Origin of the sequence: Rhodopila sp. (genome assembly GCF_035548235.1) — a bacterium.
Taxonomy (GTDB): domain Bacteria; phylum Pseudomonadota; class Alphaproteobacteria; order Acetobacterales; family Acetobacteraceae; genus Rhodopila.
The window spans coordinates 1-18,769 of record NZ_DASZTJ010000142.1; the positions used below are offsets into that span (position 1 = coordinate 1).

Annotated in this window: 18 protein-coding genes; 7 read left to right on the top strand and 11 right to left on the bottom strand. The window is 67.6% G+C overall.

Going from position 1 to position 18,769, the window contains the following annotated elements; translation table 11 throughout:
* The 3 genes from VHB27_RS12455 to VHB27_RS12465 form a co-directional block, all read right to left on the bottom strand.
* The coding region (locus tag VHB27_RS12455) for a transglutaminase family protein (RefSeq protein ID WP_325600812.1) at positions 1-1,757 on the bottom strand (1,757 nt) is incomplete at its 3' end.
* Positions 1,758-1,842: 85 nt separating this feature from the next.
* Positions 1,843-2,739 (bottom strand): DMT family transporter, encoded by an 897-nt coding sequence (locus VHB27_RS12460; RefSeq protein ID WP_325600814.1) that lies wholly within the window; start codon positions 2,737-2,739, stop codon positions 1,843-1,845.
* Between the two features lie 58 nt (positions 2,740-2,797).
* Positions 2,798-3,352: a helix-turn-helix domain-containing protein gene (locus VHB27_RS12465; RefSeq protein WP_325600816.1), complete on the bottom strand. Its 555-nt coding sequence runs from the start codon at positions 3,350-3,352 to the stop codon at positions 2,798-2,800.
* A gap of 63 nt (positions 3,353-3,415) precedes the next feature.
* On the opposite strand from VHB27_RS12465, the gene VHB27_RS12470 reads away from it, so the two are divergent.
* Complete coding sequence (locus VHB27_RS12470) at positions 3,416-3,631, top strand: hypothetical protein (RefSeq protein WP_325600818.1); 216 nt, start codon at positions 3,416-3,418, stop codon at positions 3,629-3,631.
* Between the two features lie 33 nt (positions 3,632-3,664).
* On the opposite strand, the gene VHB27_RS12475 is transcribed toward VHB27_RS12470, so the two are convergent.
* Both VHB27_RS12475 and VHB27_RS12480 read right to left on the bottom strand, forming a co-directional pair.
* Positions 3,665-4,393 carry an HpcH/HpaI aldolase family protein gene (locus VHB27_RS12475; protein ID WP_325600820.1) on the bottom strand — a complete coding sequence of 243 codons (729 nt, stop codon included), beginning with the start codon at positions 4,391-4,393 and terminating at the stop codon, positions 3,665-3,667.
* Positions 4,394-4,564: 171 nt separating this feature from the next.
* On the bottom strand, positions 4,565-5,113 hold the full coding sequence (locus VHB27_RS12480; RefSeq protein ID WP_325600822.1) for a carboxymuconolactone decarboxylase family protein: 549 nt from the start codon (positions 5,111-5,113) through the stop codon (positions 4,565-4,567).
* Positions 5,114-5,216: 103 nt separating this feature from the next.
* Between VHB27_RS12480 and VHB27_RS12485 the strand changes: the two genes are divergently transcribed.
* The gene (locus VHB27_RS12485; protein ID WP_325600824.1) at positions 5,217-5,708 is read left to right on the top strand and encodes a L,D-transpeptidase family protein; all 492 of its coding nucleotides are present in this window, start codon (positions 5,217-5,219) and stop codon (positions 5,706-5,708) included.
* A 34-nt stretch (positions 5,709-5,742) separates the two neighbouring features.
* Here VHB27_RS12485 and VHB27_RS12490 read toward each other — a convergent pair whose 3' ends face one another.
* Positions 5,743-6,408 (bottom strand): glutathione S-transferase, encoded by a 666-nt coding sequence (locus VHB27_RS12490; protein WP_325600826.1) that lies wholly within the window; start codon positions 6,406-6,408, stop codon positions 5,743-5,745.
* Positions 6,409-6,419: 11 nt separating this feature from the next.
* Positions 6,420-7,250, bottom strand: a complete 831-nt coding sequence (locus VHB27_RS12495; protein ID WP_325600828.1) for an NAD-dependent epimerase/dehydratase family protein — start codon at positions 7,248-7,250, stop codon at positions 6,420-6,422.
* Between the two features lie 116 nt (positions 7,251-7,366).
* Between VHB27_RS12495 and VHB27_RS12500 the strand changes: the two genes are divergently transcribed.
* Positions 7,367-8,707, top strand: coding sequence for an amidase (locus tag VHB27_RS12500; RefSeq protein WP_325600830.1), 1,341 nt, complete (start codon positions 7,367-7,369; stop codon positions 8,705-8,707).
* A 7-nt stretch (positions 8,708-8,714) separates the two neighbouring features.
* Here the strand turns inward: VHB27_RS12500 and VHB27_RS12505 are convergent, their stop codons facing one another.
* Entirely contained in the window at positions 8,715-10,838 is a 2,124-nt protein-coding gene (locus VHB27_RS12505; protein ID WP_325600832.1) for a putative bifunctional diguanylate cyclase/phosphodiesterase, read from the bottom strand.
* A gap of 198 nt (positions 10,839-11,036) precedes the next feature.
* On the opposite strand from VHB27_RS12505, the gene VHB27_RS12510 reads away from it, so the two are divergent.
* Positions 11,037-12,722 carry a methyl-accepting chemotaxis protein gene (locus tag VHB27_RS12510; protein WP_325600834.1) on the top strand — a complete coding sequence of 562 codons (1,686 nt, stop codon included), beginning with the start codon at positions 11,037-11,039 and terminating at the stop codon, positions 12,720-12,722.
* Between the two features lie 13 nt (positions 12,723-12,735).
* On the opposite strand, the gene VHB27_RS12515 is transcribed toward VHB27_RS12510, so the two are convergent.
* The 3 genes from VHB27_RS12515 to VHB27_RS12525 all read right to left on the bottom strand — a co-directional run bounded on the left by VHB27_RS12515 (position 12,736) and on the right by VHB27_RS12525 (position 15,362).
* The gene (locus VHB27_RS12515; RefSeq protein WP_325600836.1) at positions 12,736-13,308 is read right to left on the bottom strand and encodes a hypothetical protein; all 573 of its coding nucleotides are present in this window, start codon (positions 13,306-13,308) and stop codon (positions 12,736-12,738) included.
* A gap of 184 nt (positions 13,309-13,492) precedes the next feature.
* The gene (locus tag VHB27_RS12520) at positions 13,493-14,878 is read right to left on the bottom strand and encodes an ABC transporter substrate-binding protein (protein ID WP_325600838.1); all 1,386 of its coding nucleotides are present in this window, start codon (positions 14,876-14,878) and stop codon (positions 13,493-13,495) included.
* A 262-nt stretch (positions 14,879-15,140) separates the two neighbouring features.
* Positions 15,141-15,362 carry a hypothetical protein gene (locus VHB27_RS12525; RefSeq protein WP_325600840.1) on the bottom strand — a complete coding sequence of 74 codons (222 nt, stop codon included), beginning with the start codon at positions 15,360-15,362 and terminating at the stop codon, positions 15,141-15,143.
* A 295-nt stretch (positions 15,363-15,657) separates the two neighbouring features.
* Between VHB27_RS12525 and VHB27_RS12530 the strand changes: the two genes are divergently transcribed.
* From VHB27_RS12530 to VHB27_RS12540, 3 genes are all read left to right on the top strand, one after another.
* Complete coding sequence (locus VHB27_RS12530; RefSeq protein ID WP_325600842.1) at positions 15,658-16,878, top strand: TAXI family TRAP transporter solute-binding subunit; 1,221 nt, start codon at positions 15,658-15,660, stop codon at positions 16,876-16,878.
* 232 nt (positions 16,879-17,110) lie between these two features.
* Positions 17,111-17,515, top strand: a complete 405-nt coding sequence (locus VHB27_RS12535) for a hypothetical protein (protein WP_325600844.1) — start codon at positions 17,111-17,113, stop codon at positions 17,513-17,515.
* Positions 17,512-18,732 carry a hypothetical protein gene (locus VHB27_RS12540; protein ID WP_325600846.1) on the top strand — a complete coding sequence of 407 codons (1,221 nt, stop codon included), beginning with the start codon at positions 17,512-17,514 and terminating at the stop codon, positions 18,730-18,732. Before VHB27_RS12535 ends, VHB27_RS12540 begins: the two co-directional genes overlap by 4 nt.
* Positions 18,733-18,769 lie beyond the last annotated feature (37 nt).

Consider the following 18,769-nt stretch of genomic DNA (forward strand, 5'->3'; position numbering starts at 1 on the left):
AAGTCCTCGATCGAGGACCCTGGCCTTTCGCTGCGGGGTTCGCGCAGGCGGAAGGCCTGCCGCGGCGGCAGGGGTTCCTTCTCGGCGAACGGATCGGCCTCCGCATCGAATTCGGCGTGCTCCGGGTCGACCCAGGGCAGCGCTTCCAGCGGCAGGCGCAGGCCGATCGGGCTGTCGCCGGGAACCAGGAACATCTCGCCGGCCTTGAAGAACCACTTGCCCGATTGCCAGCGCCGCGCGCCGCCATCGATCACCCGGCGCAGCGGCAGCACGCTGCCGACCACGCTGTTCAGCCCCTGCCCGAACACTTTCGCCAGCCGCGCGCGGTCCAACGGGTCGCGCAGCTTCGAGTCCTCGGCGAGCACGTTCGCCGGCAGCCGGTGCTCCCTCCACAGGTAATAATGGATGTCCTCGTACGCCGGGATGACCAGACCCGGATCGACCTGCAGGCGCTCCGCCAGCCCATAGGCGAAAGCGGCCGCCTCCCGCGCCGTCGCGTTGTCCCGGTCGTCGTCCGTCCCCAGCAGTTCGGGCTGTGTCCAGACAGGCTCGCCATCCGCGCGCCAGTGGCAATGCAGTGCCCAGCGGGGAAGCTGCTCGCCGGGGTAATGCTTGCCCATCGACAGGTTCAGCACCGAGCCGGGCGCCCATTTGTCCTGCAGGCGGCGCAGCAGCCGATGCGCGTAGCGGCGCTTCGTGGGACCCAGCGCCTCGGTATTCCATTCCGGCGCGTCCATGTCGTCGGCGGCGATGAAAGTGGGCTCGCCGCCCATGGTCAGGCGCATGTTCTGCCGCCGCAGCGCATGGTCGACCGTCTGCCCCTGCGCCAGGATCGCCTGCCACTGCGCGTCGGTATACGGCTTCGTCGTGCGCGGCGTTTCCAGGATGCGACGGACCGACATCTCGAAGCCGAACGTGACCTCGGCCTGCTCCACCAGGCCGGTGATCGGCGCGGCCGAGATCGGATCGGGGCTGGCGGCCAGCGGGATATGGCCCTCGCCGCAGAACAGGCCCGAGGTCGCATCCAGCCCGACCCAGCCGGCGCCGGGCAGGTAGGCCTCGGCCCAGGCATGCAGGTCGGTGAAGTCGGCAGGCGGTCCCTCGGGTCCGGTCAACGGTTTCACATCGCCCACGAGCTGGATCAGGTAGCCGGAGACGAAACGGGCGGCGAAGCCCAGGTGGCGCAGCAGTTGCACCAGCAACCAGGCGGAATCGCGGCAGGATCCCTTGCCGCCGCCCAGCGTTTCCTCGGGCGTGAAGACGCCGGGCTCCATGCGGACGATATAGGCGACGCGCTGCTGGATCATGGCGTTCAGCGCGACCAGCTTGTCGACCGTCCGTTCCCTGCCCGCATTCACCTGCTCGATCAGCGCCTTCAGCAAAGGGCCTGGTTCGCTGAGCTTGCGATAGGGCGCGAGTTCCTGGTCCAGCACCGGATCGTAGGCGAACGGCCAGTGCTCCGCCTCCGGCTCCAGGAAGAAGTCGAACGGGTTGATCGTCACCATGTCGGCGACGAGGTCCACGGTGACCTCGAAACGATCCACTTTCTCCGGGAAGACGACTCGGGCCAGATGGTTGCCCTGCGGGTCCTGCATCCAGTTCAGGAAGTGCGGCTGCGGCTCGACCTTCAGCTCATAGGACAGGATATGCGTGCGCGACTGCGGTGCCGGGCGCAGCCGGATGGTCTGCGGGCCCAGCGAGACGAGGCGGTCATAGTGGTAGGACGTCTTGTGCGTCAGGGCGACGTGCAGGGGCATGGCGGCACTCGGTTTGGGTCCGGAAATTTTTGCACTGCAGCAGAGGCGAACGCAACCGCCCGTGTACCCAGCATTTTCGCCCCATTCAAGCCGGTCTTCGGCCGCCGGCGTTGACCAGCCAGCAGCCGGCGGAGGCAACGATCAGGCCGCCCAGCGCGAAGGTGCTCAGCTTCTCGTGCGTGAAGGCCCAGGCCAGCAGCGCGGTGGTCCCCGGCACCAGGTAGAAGTTGGCGCTGGTGCGTGCCGCCGTGCCCTTGGACAGCATCAGGAAATACAGCCCCATGCCCCCAAGGGAGACCATGACGGTGTTCCAGGCGGTCGCCTCGATCGCGCCGGCCGTCCAGTCGGCGTGCGGCGTTTCCAGAAGCACCGCGCCGGCCGCCGAGGTCAGCGCGGCCGAGATGAACTGGGCCGTGGCCCCCGGCAGCAGCGGCACATCACGGCAGAAGCGGCCGAAATACAGCGTGCCGCTGACAATGCCGCCGACGCCGACGAGCGCCAGCAGCATGCCCTGGAAGCGCGCCGGACTGGTCAAGGCCGCCTGTCCGACCACAAGGCCGACGCCGGCGACCCCCAGCAGCAGCCCGGCCCATTGCAGCGGACGCAGCGACTCCTTCAGCAGGAAGACGCCCAGCACCGCGGTCAGCAGCGGCGTCAGCGACTGCACCAGCGCGATCTGCGCCGACGGCGTGGTCAGCAGCCCGACATGCGGCGCCATCAGGCCGATCGCGTTCATCAGCGCGCCGGCGATCCCGCAATGCAGCCACTTGCCGCGCCGCAGCGGACGCCAGGACTGACGCAGGACGAGCATCAGCACCACCATGACCAGGGCGCAGCCGGCCATCCGGGCGGCCACGAACAGCAGCGGCGTGATGTGGCGCAGCCCGACCCTGGCGGCGACGAAAGACGAGCTCCAGAGCAGCACGAACAGAAAGGGCGACACGCGGAACAGCAGGCCGCGTGCCTGTGGCTGGTGGGGCATCGCGTCCGTTTCCTCCGTTTGGTCCCATTGAGCGGTTGGTTCCCGTTGGGACGTTGTTCTACGCGGTCGCCCGCAGCACCGCGACGATATACCGGCACAGGACGGGGCCGTCATTTTCGAACGTCACGTCCTGTGGCGGCCCCCAGCGCAGGCAGTCGCCGGGCCGCAGCACGAACACCGCGTCGGCTTGGCGGATGGTCACCGACCCGTCGATCACCACGAGCTGCTGGTCGGCGATGAACCGGTAGCTCGCGGCGGGATAGGCGATGCGTCCGCCCGGCGGCAGTTCCCCCCAGACGAGTTCCAGTGGCGCGGCGCCGGGCGGGCTGAGCGAGCGGCGGACGAACCCCGTCTCGGGGTCCTGCCACCGCGGCTGCGTCTCCGCCCGCGCCACCTGCCCGCGCTCCTCCGCCCGGGCGAACAGTTGCGACACCGTCAGGCCATAGGCGGCGGACAGGCGGCCAAGCAGGGTGGCGGTGGGGGAGGCTTCGCCGCGCTCGATCTTGCTGAGCATGGCGCGGCTGATGCCGGAACGGGCGGCAAGGTCGGCCAGGGTCCAGTTGCGCGCTTCGCGTTCGAGCCTGAGGCGGGTGGCGAGGTTCGCATCTGACATTATAGTGGACATAATGACGATATAGTGGAAAGATTCGCGTCAGGCAAAGCAAGGGCGAACAGGATGGCGGCCGAGCGGATCGGGCACAATGGCGGGCCTCCGCTGGAGGAGGAGAATGATGGCGGCTGGGGCCTGTTCATCTGGCGCAAGGCGCACAAGCGTGCCTGGAAGACCCCGCCGCGGGAAATCGCGCTGCGCCGACTGGAGCGGGCCGAGGCCCTTGGGATGAGCTACAAGGCGTACACGCTGGAGATCCTGGAGCGTGGACGCCATCTGTGATCGCCCCGGCCGGACCGAACGGCGACGCGATATCTACGATCGGGACCGGCGCCTGACATCCGCGACGAAACCCTGGCACCGCTGCGCCAGCAGTCCCAGCAGCGGCACGCTGACCATGCGCGCGCCCAGCGCTTCGCAGCGCGCAAGCTGGCGCTCCATCGCCTCGCCCGCCCGCAATTGCAGGCTCAGATGCTTGCCGGCGCGCAGCACCGCCTCGGCGATGCGACCGATCGCAGCATCGACCACGTCGGCCGGCGGCATGCCGAGCGACTGCCAGAGGTCCTTGGGGCCGATATGGATGGCGTCGATGCCGGAAACCGCCAGCATGGGGTCGAGATGGTCCAGCGCCGCGGCTTCCTCGATCATCGCGATCACCAGCGTTGCCTCGTCCGTCCGCCGCGACCATTCCGCGTCGTCCAGGCCCTGGTTGTAGTTTCCGCCGCGGCCGAGACGATAGAACGTCCGCTGGCCGCCTGGATGGAAGCGGGTCCAGGACACGAGGTCGCGCATGTCGTCCGGCGTGGTGCAGCGCGGGACGTGCACGCCCTGCGCGCCCTGGTCCATCAGCCGCAATGCCCGGTCCGGGTCCTTGGCGATGCGCATGATCGGGGTGATGCCGAAGGCTTCGGCGGCGCGGATGCAGTGCGTCAGGGCGGCGTCGTCGAGGGTTTCGTGTTCGGCGTCGAACGTCACGAAATCGAAACCGGTGACGGCGGCGATCTCCACCAGTTCCGGCGTCGCGCTGGAGATGACGGCGCCCAAGGCAAGCTCTCCGGCGGAGAGCCTCTCCTTGGTCCGGTTCGCGCGAACGACGGGGCGTGTATGGGCGGACGTCATGTCGGATTGCGGCCATTCAGTGATCCGGCCCGCAGTTTGACGACGCCCGCCACCGCTCGGCAAGGGCGGTCCGGACGCCTGGTGCCCGCGCCGCGGTCAGGCAGGGAACGGGAACTTGTCCATGTAGGGCTGGTACTCCGGCTCGACATCGATCCCCAGCGTGCCCAGCACCCGGACGACGCCGTTGTAGAAGGCAATGGTGAGCGTGAGGTCGACGACCAGCTCGTTGCCCAGTTGCTTCTGAAGGGCGGCAAAGGTGGCGTCCGACATGGCACCGTCCGTCGTCATCTCCCGCGCGGCCTTCAGCACCAGCTTCGTCAGCGCGTCCAGGCTGGTCGGCTTGCCGTCGGTGTCGTCGATCAGCGCATGGATGTCCGCCTCGCTGACGCCGAAGCCGAGACCCAGCTTGACGTGGTGCGACCATTCGTAGGGGGAGCGGGCGAGCCAGCCGACCTGCAGGATCGCCAGTTCGCGCAGGCGCTGGTCCAGCTTGCTGCCGAACCGGATATAGTTGCCGACGGTATGGAATGCCCGCGCCCCTTTCGGCGAGTTGACCAGCGCCTTGGTCAGCCAGATCGGGCGTTTCAGCAGGTCCTGGTCCTCGGGCGCGAGGTCGCCTTGTTCCAGGTAGGGGACGCGAGCCATGATGTTTCCTCCAGGTCGATGGGCCGAAATCTAGGCAGGATCGACGCAGGAGGGAAATCGGAGGGGGTGGCGGGTACATCCGATCTCGCGTAGGCGGGGCGGCATGCAAGCCGTTGTCGCCTCCGACCATGCGTTGACTTTTGCCGGACGCTCCTTCCGCGCCGCCGTGGGGCGCGGCGGTCGCCGATCCGACAAGCGGGAGGGGGACGGCGCCACGCCGCTGGGCCCGCTGGCGCTGCGGGAGGTTCTTTATCGCCCGGACCGGCTGGCGGCGCCGGCGGCGGCAGCGCCGGTGAGAGCGTTGTCGCCGGACGATGGCTGGTGCGACGATCCGGCCCACCCTGACTACAACCGCATGGTCCGGCTGCCGATCGCCGCGTCCCACGAGGCGCTGTGGCGGGCGGACCATGTGTACGACGTCATCGGCGTGCTGGGCTGGAACGACGCCCCGATCCGGCCCGGGCTGGGATCGGCGATCTTCCTGCACGTCGCCCGCCCGGATTACGCACCGACCGAGGGCTGCGTCGCGCTCTCGCTGGCGGACCTGCTGACGATACTGGCCGGAGGGCTGACCGGCATCATGGTCTTGGGCTAGTCAGCCGCCCCCGTCCCGCGGTGGTTGGCGAGGGTCAACCGGGCGGGGTCTCATACCCCTCGATCAGCCAGTCCGCCGGCTCCTTGGCCGCGCCATCATACCAGGCCGCGACCAGCGGATGGCCCCGCACCGCCTGGCAATAGGCCGACGTCCAGGTCGACAGCTCCGGCTTCCAGGTCAGGAACCGCGTCACCACCGGCGCGTACATGATGTCCGCCACCGTAAACGCCGCGCCGAACAGGTAGGGCCCGTCGGTCCCGAACCGCGCCCTGGTATCGGCCCACATCGCCTCGATCCGCCCGATATCGGCCAGGGCCCCCGGCGTGCGGCCGAGGCCGGCGAAGTCGCGCCCCAGGTTCATCCACATCGACGACCGCAAGTCCCGGAACCCGGCATGCATCTCCGACGCGATCGACCGCGCATGGGCTCGGGCGATCCGGTCGGCGGGCCACAGCGCCGGGGCGATCTCGGCGCAGTAGTCGCAGATCGCCAGCGATTCCCAGACCTGCGCGCCGCGATGCTCCAGGAACGGCACCAGCCCGTTCGGCGACAGCGCGCCGATGGCACGGGTCGGGCCAGGACGCTCGAACTTGATGCCTTTCACGTCGACATCCAGGCCCGCCAGCGTCACCGCCAGCCAGCCGCGCATCGACCATGACGAATACCGCCGGTGGCCGATATACAGCGTGCCTTCGCTCATGCGTCCCCCTTTCAGGCCCCGGTCCAGGACGGGGCCTGTTCTTCGCGCGAATACTCGATCGCGCAGTAACCGCCGCCGACGTAACGTTCCTGCACCGGGTCGCCGCTGACCACGCCCTGCAACTGCGCGGTGAAGCCATCGGCGCTGTCGACCGGCGCCCAGCCCAGCATCTCCCGCGCGTCGTCCTTCCACCAGGTCATGCGCGCGTTCTTGGAGGCGCCCCAGACCGCGACGCAGCCGACCTTCGGCGTCAGCACGCAGCGGACCATCAGCGACGACAGGTCGCCATACGACATCCAGGAGGCGAGCATGCGGGCGTCGACCGGCTCCTCCCGCGCGGAGCCGATGCGGATGAAGACGCTCTCCACCCCGTGCTTGAACCAGTACATCCGGCCCATCAGCTCGCCATAGGCCTTCGACAGGCCATAGTACCCGTCCGGCAGGAACTGCGTGTCGGCCGGCGTGCTCTCCGATCGTTCGTGGAAGCCGACGGAATGGTTCGAGGACGCGAAGATCACCCGCGCCTTCTCGCGGCGGGCGGCTTCGTAGATATGGTACAGACCGCGGATGTTCGGGCCGATGACCTCCTCGAACGGCCGCTCCACCGACACGCCGCCCAGGTGGATGATCGCGCCGCACCCTTCCGCCAGTCGCAGGATGTCCACCCCGTTCGACAGGTCCGCCCGGGTGAACCGGCAGCCGGCGGGCACCGGATCGGGGAAGGGGGCGATATCGGTCAGGACCAGCTTCCAGCCTAGCGCCGCGAGGGATTTCGTCAGCACCCGGCCCAGCGCGCCCGAGGCGCCCGTAAGAAGAACCGGCTTGGCAGGTGTGTCGGTCATGGCATGCTCCTGTCGTCTGGCCCGAACACCGGGAGGCGTTGGCGGGCCGATCGGGGTCAGTCATTATCGCCTGCGCCGCCGGACCGCTACCCGGCGGCGGTGACAAGGGGGACAACATGCGCGCCATCGATGACATCGCCGCCGACCTCGGGGCCGGTCGGACGACCAGCCGGACGCTGGTGGAGGAAGCCCTGGCGCGCATCGCCGACCCGGCCGGCGAAGGGGCGCGGGTCTTCATCAAGGTCCAGGCCGAACAGGCGCGCGCGATGGCGGACGCGGCCGACGCGCTGCGCAAGGTCGGCCGGGCGGCGGGACCGTATGCGGGGATCCCGATCGCGTTGAAGGATCTGTTCGACATCGCCGGCGAACCGACGCCGGCCGGCTCCGCCGTGCTGGCCGACGCGCCGCCGGCTGCCGCCAATGCGCCCGTGGTGGCGCGGATGCTGGCCGCCGGGTTCATCCCGATGGGCCGTGCCAACATGACGGAGTTCGCGTTCTCCGGCCTCGGCATCAACCCGCATTACGGCACGCCGTCCAGCCCGTGGGACCGGGCGTCGAGCCGCATTCCGGGCGGCAGTTCGTCGGGGACCGGCGTGGCGGTGGCCGACGGGATGGCGGCGGCCGGGCTGGGCACCGATACCGGCGGATCATGCCGCATCCCGGCGGCCTTCTGCGGCGTCGTCGGCTACAAGCCCACGGCGCGGCGGGTGCCGATCGACGGCGTCCTGCCGCTGGCGCCGTCACTGGACTCGGTCGGGCCGCTGGCGCCCACGGTCGCCTGCTGCGCCGAGATCGACGCGATCCTGGCGGGCGGGACGCCCCGCCGCCCCACGCCGGCCTCGCTGGAAGGGCTGCGCCTGGCGGTGCCCGAGAACACGGTGCTGGAGGGGCTGGACGCCACGGTCTCGGCCGCCTTCGACCGGGCGCTGGCGGTGCTGTCGCAGGCGGGGGTTCGGATCGTGCGGACGCGGTTCGCCCCGTTCGAGGAGCTGCCGGCGGTCAACGCCAAGGGCGGCTTCGCGGCGTCCGAGGCCTATGCGTGGCACAAGCCGCTGCTCGCTGCCGCCGGGGACGGCTACGACCAGCGCATCCGGCTGCGGATCGCGCGCGGGGAGCACATGTCGGCGGCGGACTACCTCGCGCTGGTGCAGGCGCGGCGGCGCCTGATTGCGGCGTTCGACGCGGCGACGGCGCCGTTCGACGCGGTGGTGATGCCGACGGTGCCGATCGTCGCGCCACCGATCGCGGAGCTGGATGACGAGCGTGCCTACAACAGCATCAACATGCTGATCCTGCGGAACACGGCGCTGGGCAATTTCTTCGACCGCTGCGCGATCAGCCTGCCCTGCCACCGGCCCGGCGACGCGCCGGTGGGGCTGATGCTGATGGGCGAGACGATGGGCGACGCGAGACTGTTTTCGATCGCCGCGGCGGCGGAGGCGGCGCTGGCAGCGTGATCTCATTTCAAACGGAATGATGGAGCTCCCGCCCCTGCGCCGCGGGTTCGACGTCGATCCGAACGCGCGGCGGCACGAAGCCCCGGTCCTTCGTCCGGATGTAGTGCGCCGGCATCGGCTTTCCGAACAGGTAGCCCTGGACCTGGTTGCATGCCTCCCGCTCCAGGAAGTTGTATTGCTCGTAGGTTTCCACCCCTTCCGCGGTGACTCCCATGCCCAGGCTGTGCCCCAGCGCCACGATCGCGCGGGCCAGCACGCTCGACTCGTTGCACTCCCCGAGCGACTGGATGAATGAGCGGTCGATCTTGATCTTGCTGAACGGGAAACGCCGCAGGTAGCTCAAGCTCGAATAGCCGGTGCCGAAGTCGTCGAGCGCCAGCCTGACCCCGCAGTCGCGCAGCTTGCGCAGCATCGCCAGCGCCTGTTCGGGGTGCGCGATCAGCACGCCCTCGGTCATCTCAAGCTCCAGCCTGTGGGCGGGAAAGCCGGTGCGGACGAGCGTGTCGGCGACCATCTCCGCGAAGTCGGTCTGCTGAAGCTGCACCGGCGAGACGTTCACCGACACCTGCAGATCGTCTTCCCATGCCGAGGCCTCCCGGCAGGCCGTTTCCAGCACCCAACGGCCAAGCGGAACGATCAGGCCGGATTCCTCGGCGATGGGGATGAATTCGGAAGGCGAAACGATTCCGCGTGTCGGATGGTCCCAGCGGATCAGGGCCTCGTAGCCGATGATCCGTCGCGTTTCGACGGCGAACAGCGGCTGGTAATACATCTGGAACTCGCCGGCATCGATCCCGCGGCGCAGGTCCTGTTCCAGGCGCTGGCGGCTCCTCAGCCGCTCGTTCATTTCCGGATCGAAGAAGCGAAAGGTGCCGCGCCCGTCCCGCTTCGCCTGGTACAGCGCCATGTCGGCGTTGCGCAGCAGTTCGCCCCCGTCCGTTCCATCCCGCGGATAAAGCGCGATCCCGACGCTGCCGCCGATGCAGATCTGCTGGCCGTCGATCATCATCGGCTCCGCCAAAGCCGCGACGAACCGCGCGCTCATGACGGCGGCGTCGGGATCGAGGGTCGGCGGCATCACGACGATGAACTCGTCGCCGCTGATCCTGGCCACCACATCCGTCGGGCGGGTCAAGGACTGAAGCCGCGCCGCCACCCGGCGCAGCACCTCGTCGCCCGTCTGGTGGCCATACAGGTCGTTGACGAGCTTGAACCGGTCAAGGTCGAGGCACATCACCGCGCACGCGGCCCCCTGGCGCTGCGCCTCCTGCAGGATCCCTTCGAGCGCGTGGCGAAGCGCCAGCCGGTTCGGCAGTCCGGTCAGGCTGTCATGATGCGCGATGTGGCGCAGGCTGCCCTCCTCCCGCCCTGTACGCCAGGCCAGGTATTGATCCATGAACGACCCGAACAGGCTGAGGACGAAGATCGTCGCCGTGGTCGCGATCACGATGGTCGCCAGCAGCGGCGTGCCGAGCATGAGATGGCCTGACGGTTCCCAAGGGGATTCCCGTAGGGGATCGCCCGAACCCGGAGCGATGTCGAGGCCGGCCATGCCGATGAAGTGCAGGCCGACGATCCCGACGGCCAGCAGGACGGCGCCGGCGGCCCGCCGCGAGGACGACGCAAGCCTGTCGGAAACCCCAAGGGCGAGGCCGCAGAAGACCATCGCGAAGGCGACAGCCGCGCCGGCGAAGCCGTGCTTGATGCGGATCGAGCCATTGAAGCGCATCGCCTCGGTGCCGATGAAATGCATGGCGCCGACGATGACTCCCAGCAGCATGCCCGCGACCGCGCGGTGGCGGACATTGCTGCGTCCGTTCAGGAAAACCCAGAACATCGTCCAGGCGCCGGCGCACGCCACGACAAGCGACGCCCCCGTCAGGAACGCGTCATAGCCGACGAGCATGCCGGAACGGAACGCCAGCATCGCGACGAAATGCGCGGTCCACGCCCCCGTTCCGAACACCAATGCCGCCCCCGAGAGCCAAACCGTCCTGACCCGCGCCTCATGCGAAGAAGACCGCCAAAGCATGTTGATGGTGGCAAAGCTGGCGAGGCAGCAGATCAGCCCGGCCGCGACGACCAAGCTGATGTCATGTTGCTGCGTGATGCACGTGACGACGGTCAGCATTCCTGCTCCGCGAACTGTTGGACATGGGGCGCAAGGCCCCCGAGATCGTAAAGTGTCGTGCAAGGTCTGAAGAAAGCGTTAATACGATTCCGATCTGATGAAGCAGGCCTGTTGCGCTGCGATCGTATGTTATATTTACGGAATATTCATCGCTGGCGGGAATCATCGGGGCAGGACCATCATGCGGAGCTTACCATCGTGTTCAACCGCCTCACGCTTCGTGCAAAACTCGCACTGCTTCTTGGCCTGTCCGCCTGCGCGGTGATTGTTTCGATCGGTATCGGTGCGCAGATGCTTCACGAAAGCATGGTGAACGACCGGATCGACAAGCTGCGCGCCGTCGTCCATACGGCGCTGTCCATCTCGGACGGGCTGGAGCGGCAGGTCGCCGCGCAAACCATCTCCCGCGACCAGGCCACCGCCAAGCTGCGGGACGCGATCCATATGATGCGGTTCGATAACGGCGCCGGCTATATCACGATCACCGGATCCGACGGCAAGCTGCTCGCGCACGGCGCGGATCCCTCGCGAGAGGGTACGGTGACGACCGCGCGGGACGGCAGCGGCCGCCTGCTGTCGGCGCTGGAGAACGATGTGCTGCGCAACAGCGACGAAGGTTCGGTCAGCTATTCCTTCCCCCGGCCCGGCGAGTCCCAGCCGGTCCCGAAGGTCGCCTTCGTTGCCTTGTCCAAGCCCGCGAACCAGATCTTCCTGGCCGGCGCCTATGTCGACGACCTGGACCGCCAGTTCGATCACCTGCTGATGGAACTGGGTTTCGCGGGCGGTTTCATCCTGCTGCTGACCATCACGCTGGGCTGGATCATCAGCCGGGACATCAGCAAGGTCCTGAACGGCCTGCGTTCGGCCATGGGACGGCTGGCAGAGGGGGACCTCTCCACACTGGTCCCCGGGATCGACCGCCGCGACGAACTGGGCGGCATGGCACGCGCCGTCTCGGTCTTCAAGGAGAATGCCGAGCGGATGGACGCGCTGCAATGCGAGCAACAGGTCGAGCGCCAGCGTTCGGCCGAGGACAAGCGGGCGGCCCTGATCGGCCTGGCCGACCGGTTCGACCAGCAGGTACGCGGGGTCGTGGAGGCGGTCGCGACCGCCGGGGGCGAGATGGGCACCGCCGCGCGGACCGTCAGCGGCACCGCGGGCGCGGCCGTGGACCGGGCGGCGGCGGCGTTGGGCGAGGCGGACCAGGTGACGGCCAGCGTCCAGGGCGTCGCCGCCGCGATCGAAGAGATGGCCGCCACCCGTTCGGAAATCAGCCGACAGGTGACGCGGGCGGCAACGATCTCCCATGACGCGGCCGAGGAAGGGCGGCGCACCAACGAAACGGTCGCGGGCCTGTCGGCCGCCGCGCAGAAGGTGGGCGACGTCGTCCGGCTGATCCAGGACATCGCCGGCCGCACCAACCTGCTCGCCCTCAACGCCACGATCGAGGCCGCTCGGGCCGGCGATGCCGGGAAAGGGTTCGCGGTGGTGGCGGGCGAAGTGAAGAGCCTCGCGAACCAGACCGCCAAGGCGACGGAGGAGATCCGTCAGCAGATCGCATCGATCCAGGCGGAGTCCGGCGCCGCGCTGACCGCCATCCAGGGCATCTCGCAGACGGTGCATGACGTGGAGTCCGTTGCCGCCTCCATCGCATCTGCGATCGAGCAGCAGAGCGCGGCGCTGGGCGATATCTCCTCCAACATCCAGCACGCGGCGGCGCGGACCGAACAGGTGGCGCACAGCCTGCGGGAGATGTCGGACAAGGTGGGGGAGAACGGGGTGGCCGCGGGGAACGTGCTGCAGGCGGCGGACGTGCTGGCTCGGCAGGCGGGCATCCTGCGGCACGAGGTGGACGGGTTCCTGGGTTCGGTGCGGGCGGCCTGATCAGGTTGGCGGATCAGGTTGGCGCTTCGGTCCCCACCGCCCGGCGGTATGCGGCCCGGACGTCGTCGGACACGCTTTGGGTATCTTCCCGCAGGTTGCGCGGGGTGATGGCGATGAACGCGATCTCCCAGTCTTGCGGGACGGGCTGTCCCGGCCGGGGGAGGAAGGCGTGCGGCGCATTGGGCGGGTTGTGGAAATGGTCGCCGCCATCGACCGGCCGAAGCACCGGCTGGCCATCGGCGCCGAGGGAAAAGGCGGCGGCATCGCCCGCCACGTACATGGCGAACTGATCGGTGCGGCTGTGGGCGTGCCGATGCAACTCCACGGTCGGCAGGAAGACGGCGGTGACCAGGCGGCCATGGCGGTTCCGGCCGTTGCGCCAGGGACCGGGCCCGGCCAGGTCCATCGGCGTCGGAAGCTGGTGCTCCGGCCGCGCAAGGACGGATCGCAAGGCTTCCTTCGGATCGAAGGCAGAGGGCGCGGAGGCGCGAAGCCTGTCGAAGTCGCGGTAGACGGCGTCGACCCAGGCCAGTTCGTCGGCTGCCAGTTCGTGGTTGAGAACGGCAAGGCCTGCATCCTCGGACATCGTGCTGTTTCCCTGGTGGTTCTTGATTTCCGGGTCAGCTTAGAGCGGTTTCGCGCGGAGCGGAAAGCCCGGCCGGGACATGCCCCGCGGGCAGCAGGAAAGGTCGCGGAACCGGGAAGATCGTCGCCCCTTCCCGTCATGGCCCGGTCGGGCCGGGCCATGACGACGTAACGACCAGCCCGGCTCAGCTTTGGGCGATCGGGTATCGCGCGAAGATTTCCTGGGCGCGTTTCAAGGCTTTTGCGGTGGCTTCCTCCGGCGTCATCCCATTCTTGATGACATCCGCGTGCGCCTGTCCCCAGAGCTGTTCGGCCGCGACACGTCCCCAGGCCGGGTTGTAGCCCTCGAACGCCGGGATCGTCGGATTTATCACCGCTTCCGTGACATAAGGCTGCCGATGCGGGTCCGACGGGTCGAGCCAGAACGGATCCTGTTTCACCAGGTCCGGGATCGCCGGCACCCAGCGGCCCAACCCGCCCTTGAGGTTGGCGTTCATCACCTGTGGTTGCATGAAATACTTCATAAACTCCTTGGCGCCTTGGACATTCTTCGCGCCACGCGGGATGAATCCGCCGCCGGCCGCGACGATGGCCGGCATCTGCTTGCCGCTGTTATCGCGCGGCAGTCCCCGTGTCACCGAGTCCTGGTAATAGGCCTGCTTGTCGTTGATCATCGCCAGTTCGGTCGAGATCGTGCCGTCGAGGTCCATGACAAACAGTTTCGAGTGAAAACCGTTGTTGTTGTCGGCATCGTTCCACGTCAGCACCTCCGGCGGGATATAACCTTCCTTGTAGGCCGTCGTCAGATAGGCGACCGACTTGATGACAGCCTCCCGCACCTGGGGATCGTCGGCGTGAAGCTGCCCGTCCGGCGTGACGATGTTCCGCCCGCCGTTGGCGACCACGAAATACATGAACAGGCCGTTGCCGTCGTTGGGACCGACGGTGGTCATCGACATGCCCATGGCGAAGACGCGACGCATGCCCTTCTGGCGCAGCGACTTCTGCACCGGCTTGAAGAAGTCATGGAACGCGTCCCAGGTGTCCGGCGCGTCGGACAGCTTGTAGCCGGCCTTCTCCACCAGGCTGCCCCAGATATGGAACGGGATGCAGGCCTGCTTGATCGGCACCAGGTAATAATCCCGCTTCTTGGTGGCGTTGTTGTAGTACGTGGAGGCGGCAACGGCCGTCCGCGACAATTGACTTTTGTATGCCTCGACGACGTCGCTCACCTCGGTCAACTTATTGTCCCAGGCGTTCTGCGGGAGGATCGTCGCGGGCGCGTCATGGAAAATCAGGTCGGGAACGTCGCCGCTGGTCAGCGCGGCGATGATCCGTTGGTTCAGTGCCATGAACGGCATGATGTTGTAGTCGATCTTGTTGCCGCTCGCCTTCTCGTATTCGGCGGCGGTCCGGCGGAATGCCTCTACCTCCTGCTGTACGAAACCTTGGTTGATCCAGGCTATCGTCGTCGTGGCCTCGGCGTTGGCAACATAAGGTCGCGCCAGCACGGTGGATGCGGCAAGACCCAGCGAGGCGCCCATGACGGAGCGCCGTCCCACGGTTTTCATGGTTGTTTTGCCTCCCTATGGCGTTGGCCGCCCGGGTTTTGTCTCGCGATCCGGTCGCTTCACAGGCAAGTCGCTTCACAGGCAAAAGGCAAGCCACCAGATATCGATCGAAACCAAGGTAGCTGCCGGCAATTTTGTCGGCACGGAACGGTTCTGGCAACGGATGGTTTTGGGACGTGCCCCCCCAGCCAGCGACCGGCCGGCGATCGGCCGGGGACGGGCGGCAGCCTGCACCTGCCGCCCGCCGCCCGCCGCGCCGGCCCTAACCGCCCAGTGCGGCGGTGACCGCCTTTGCCTTGCCCGGATCCAGATGCGCGGCCGCGGCCTTGATCAGCCCCGCGGCCGCCGCCTGCACCTGCGCTTGCGACAGGTGCTCAGGCGCCGGATCGCCGCCATGGATCGCGAACCAAAGCGCAATGATCCATTCGATGTCCTTGACGTGAATGCCGACGATCTGGCGCACCGCGGTCGGTTTGATGCTCATTGGCTCCCTCCCTATGTCGCGGGTATATCCCGCGCACACGCAACTTCGCTTGTTCTCCATCCGTAAAGTCAATGAAAACGTTCGTCCGCGGGGCGTTTGCATTGCGTCACGATATCGTTACGACCATCAGGCCTGAACGCCGCCGGCCGTTGCGGAAACCGGACGTAACGATCACTATTTCGCTTCGCGTCACGAAAATGGTCCAGACCGGGAAAATGGTTCGCGGTCCGAGACAAAGATTGCCAGGCCCGCTTTCCTCTATCAACATAGGCGCCAAAGAAGGCGGGGACAGTCGATGAAATCCACAACTAAAAATAGAGGATATCTTCCGCGCAACAACCCCATCCTGCTGCTCGTCGTACTGTGCGGCCTTTTTGTCATGCCGACCGCTTGGAGTCAGGGCATCTCCCCGCGGAGCCCTGCGGAAAAAGCATTACTCAACCAAAACGCCGTCGGCCTGGCGACAGGCGGTCCCGGCGGCACCTATAGCCGCATGGGCGTCGATCTTTCGACGCTGCTCAACAACCCGTCCCGCACCGATCCGTTCCGGGTGGTCGTGTCGCTCAGCCAGGGATCGGTGAACAACATCCAGGACTTGTTTGACCTCCGCAACATCGACCTCGCGATCGTGCAGTCCGACGTGCTGGAGGCGTTCAGCCCGACGGAAGACGCCCGCGACGAGTTGCGCAAGCGGTTCCGCCTGATCGCGCCGCTGCATCGCGAAGAGATTCACATCCTGGGCCGAGCGATCCACTCGCTGGAGGGATTGGAAGGGAAGCGGGTGAACATCGATGCGCCCGGCAGCGGCACGCAGATCACCGCGCGGCATTTGTTCGCGCAACTGAACATCCATCCGCAATTCACCGAAATGACCTCCCTGCAGGCACGCGACGCGCTGCTGGGCGGACAGATCGATGCCCTGGTCTATGTCGTCGGCCGGCCGGCCGACCTGTTCAAGGGCATCAGCGGCGAGAAAGCCATGCAGGCCGACCTTTCCTTCGTGCCGATCGACCGCACCGTGCAGAACATCGACGAATACGGGCCGGCGCAGTTGACGAGCGACGATTATCCCAACCTGATCGGCCAGAACGAGACGGTGCCGACACGCGCGGTGACCGCGGTGATGGCGGTCTATGCCTGGTCGCCGCAGCAAAATCCTGTGCGCTACCTGGCCGCGAAACGTTTCGTGGAGCGGTTTTTCGACCATGCGGGAGAGCTGTCGCATAGCGGCTTCAGCAAAAGCTGGTGCGCCGTGGACCTGGGCAAGTCCGTGCTGGGATGGCAACGGTTCGAGCCTGCAGCCGACTGGTTGAGCGCCCATCCCGGCGGTCCGACGCGGCTATGCGCCGCAGCCGGCTCGCAATGCGAATGCGCGCCCGAACCGCCGGACCTCAATGCGTGCCAGGAACATTTCCAGGCGTATTACAAGTCGCAGGGTCTGCCCATTCCCAACGTCACGCTGCCGATCGTGCGCCCCATCTTCGAGGAGTGGAAGCAGCGTAATCCGAATTGTTGACGCGCTCTGACCGATCTGCGGGGGACAGATGCAACGACCGAGGATCTGCTGGGTGTGGGCGTTGGCCAGCCTTGCGGCCATGTCCGGGACAGGGAGTCCAGCCGGGGCGCAGGCCGTGCTGGCGCAGGCCAATCCGGCCGCGGCGCCGACGCAGCAGGCCGAGGAGACGCCCTCGCCCGCGACTTCCCCGGCTTCAGCCCCCTTGGCTCAAGCCCCCTTGGCCCCATCCCCCTTGGCCCAAGCCACAGGCGGCTCCAGTTCCGTGGGCATGGGTGCCGTCGCCATCCATCCGATCGCCACGCAGCCGGGTGGCCCGATCACCGCGCATTGGGATGGTGATTTCGAATCCGGTTCGATACACCTGATCATCGCGGGCCCTGTGGCGGCAACCACCGAGGGGGCCGGCGACCAACCCGACTCCTCGATCGATCCCGCGACCGCTGCGCGCGGTCATTACTCGATCATCATGGTCATCGAAGGCCAGGTCCAGGCTTGCTCCGACCCCCGCCTGCACGGCGCCGTGACGGTCGAGGGCGGCGGCGTCGCGGGGTTCGTCGCGGACCTGGACCTGAAGATGCTGATGTGCCCCGCCGACAAGCCCGTCGCCGTCGCCGTGGGAGGGTTCGACCTGCCATGACCCGTCTCACCTGGCTTGTCCGAAGCGGCCTGCTGGCGGCCTGCCTGGCCGCCCTGCCCTGCGCCGCCGCCCCGTCCGACGCCGTAGCCCCCGGCCAGGTCGCCCCGTCGCCCGGGGACAAACCAATATCGGACAAACCAACACCGGACAAACCAACACCGGACAAACCCGCGGCGGACAAACCGCCTGATGCCAGGGCCGGTCCGGTGGACACGCCGGTGACGCTGGCGTGGACGAAACCCATCGCCTTCCCCGACTGGCATTTCGACAGCATCGGCGCGGTGGTGGAGTATTATTACGGTGCCAGGAAGTCCTCGCCGATCCGGGGCGATGCGGGCGTGGTGAAACTGCCCCCCGGCCACAAGGCGACCGTGCGGATCAGGGACACGCACCAGGCCGATATGGACCTGCGGCAGGACATCACCGGCGGGGATCCGGCCGCCAGCGTCCCGGTGGAACCATCCCGGTTGCAGGTGAACGTGCTCACGGACCCGCCCGCCCAGGCCGGAGACGACCTGCAGATCGGCGGCACCGTGGGGACCGGCCAGGCCGAGGCCGCATGGACCTCTGACTCGGCGGCGCTTCTGGTTCCTCCCGGCGATTACCACGTCACCGCGACGGTCAAACGCCCGTCGACCGGGCAATCGGCCACGGCGCACGCGGATGCCACGATCCGATACGACGAAGACGCGACGGTCACCCTTGTCGTGCCGATGGCGCCTCCGCCTCCTCGGCAGGGTCGGCTGCTCCTCAAATCCGCTCGGTCGGGGGCGGACCCGGCCGAGTTGGACCTTGTCCTGAAGGATGAAGCCGGCAACATCATCGCGCAAAGCAAACGTCCTGCGTTGAATCAGCCCCTGGACCCCGGCCGATATGCACTGGTTGCCACCCTGCACGGCGGGGTGCTGCCGATGCCGGACATCGTCATTGCCCCTGAGGCGACCACGCACGTGGACATGTTCCTGCCCGTCGGGCGGCTTGTGCTGCGCATCCAGCACGGCGGCGCGCCGAGCGCCGGGGACGCGGGGCTGGTGTGGCACGTGCGGAACCAGGCGGCGACCGGCCCTTCGCTGGACGGCAAGGGCGACGTGTTCGACCGCACGCTGCCGGCCGGCCGCTATGATGTAGAGGTCCGGGCCGACGACAGGGTTACCCGCGAGGTGGCGGACGTCGCCGACGGGCGCGTGACCTTCCGCACGATCGAGATGGGTCGCTGAGAGGGGCCGGCGGGGTGTCCGGGTAACCGGGCAGGCA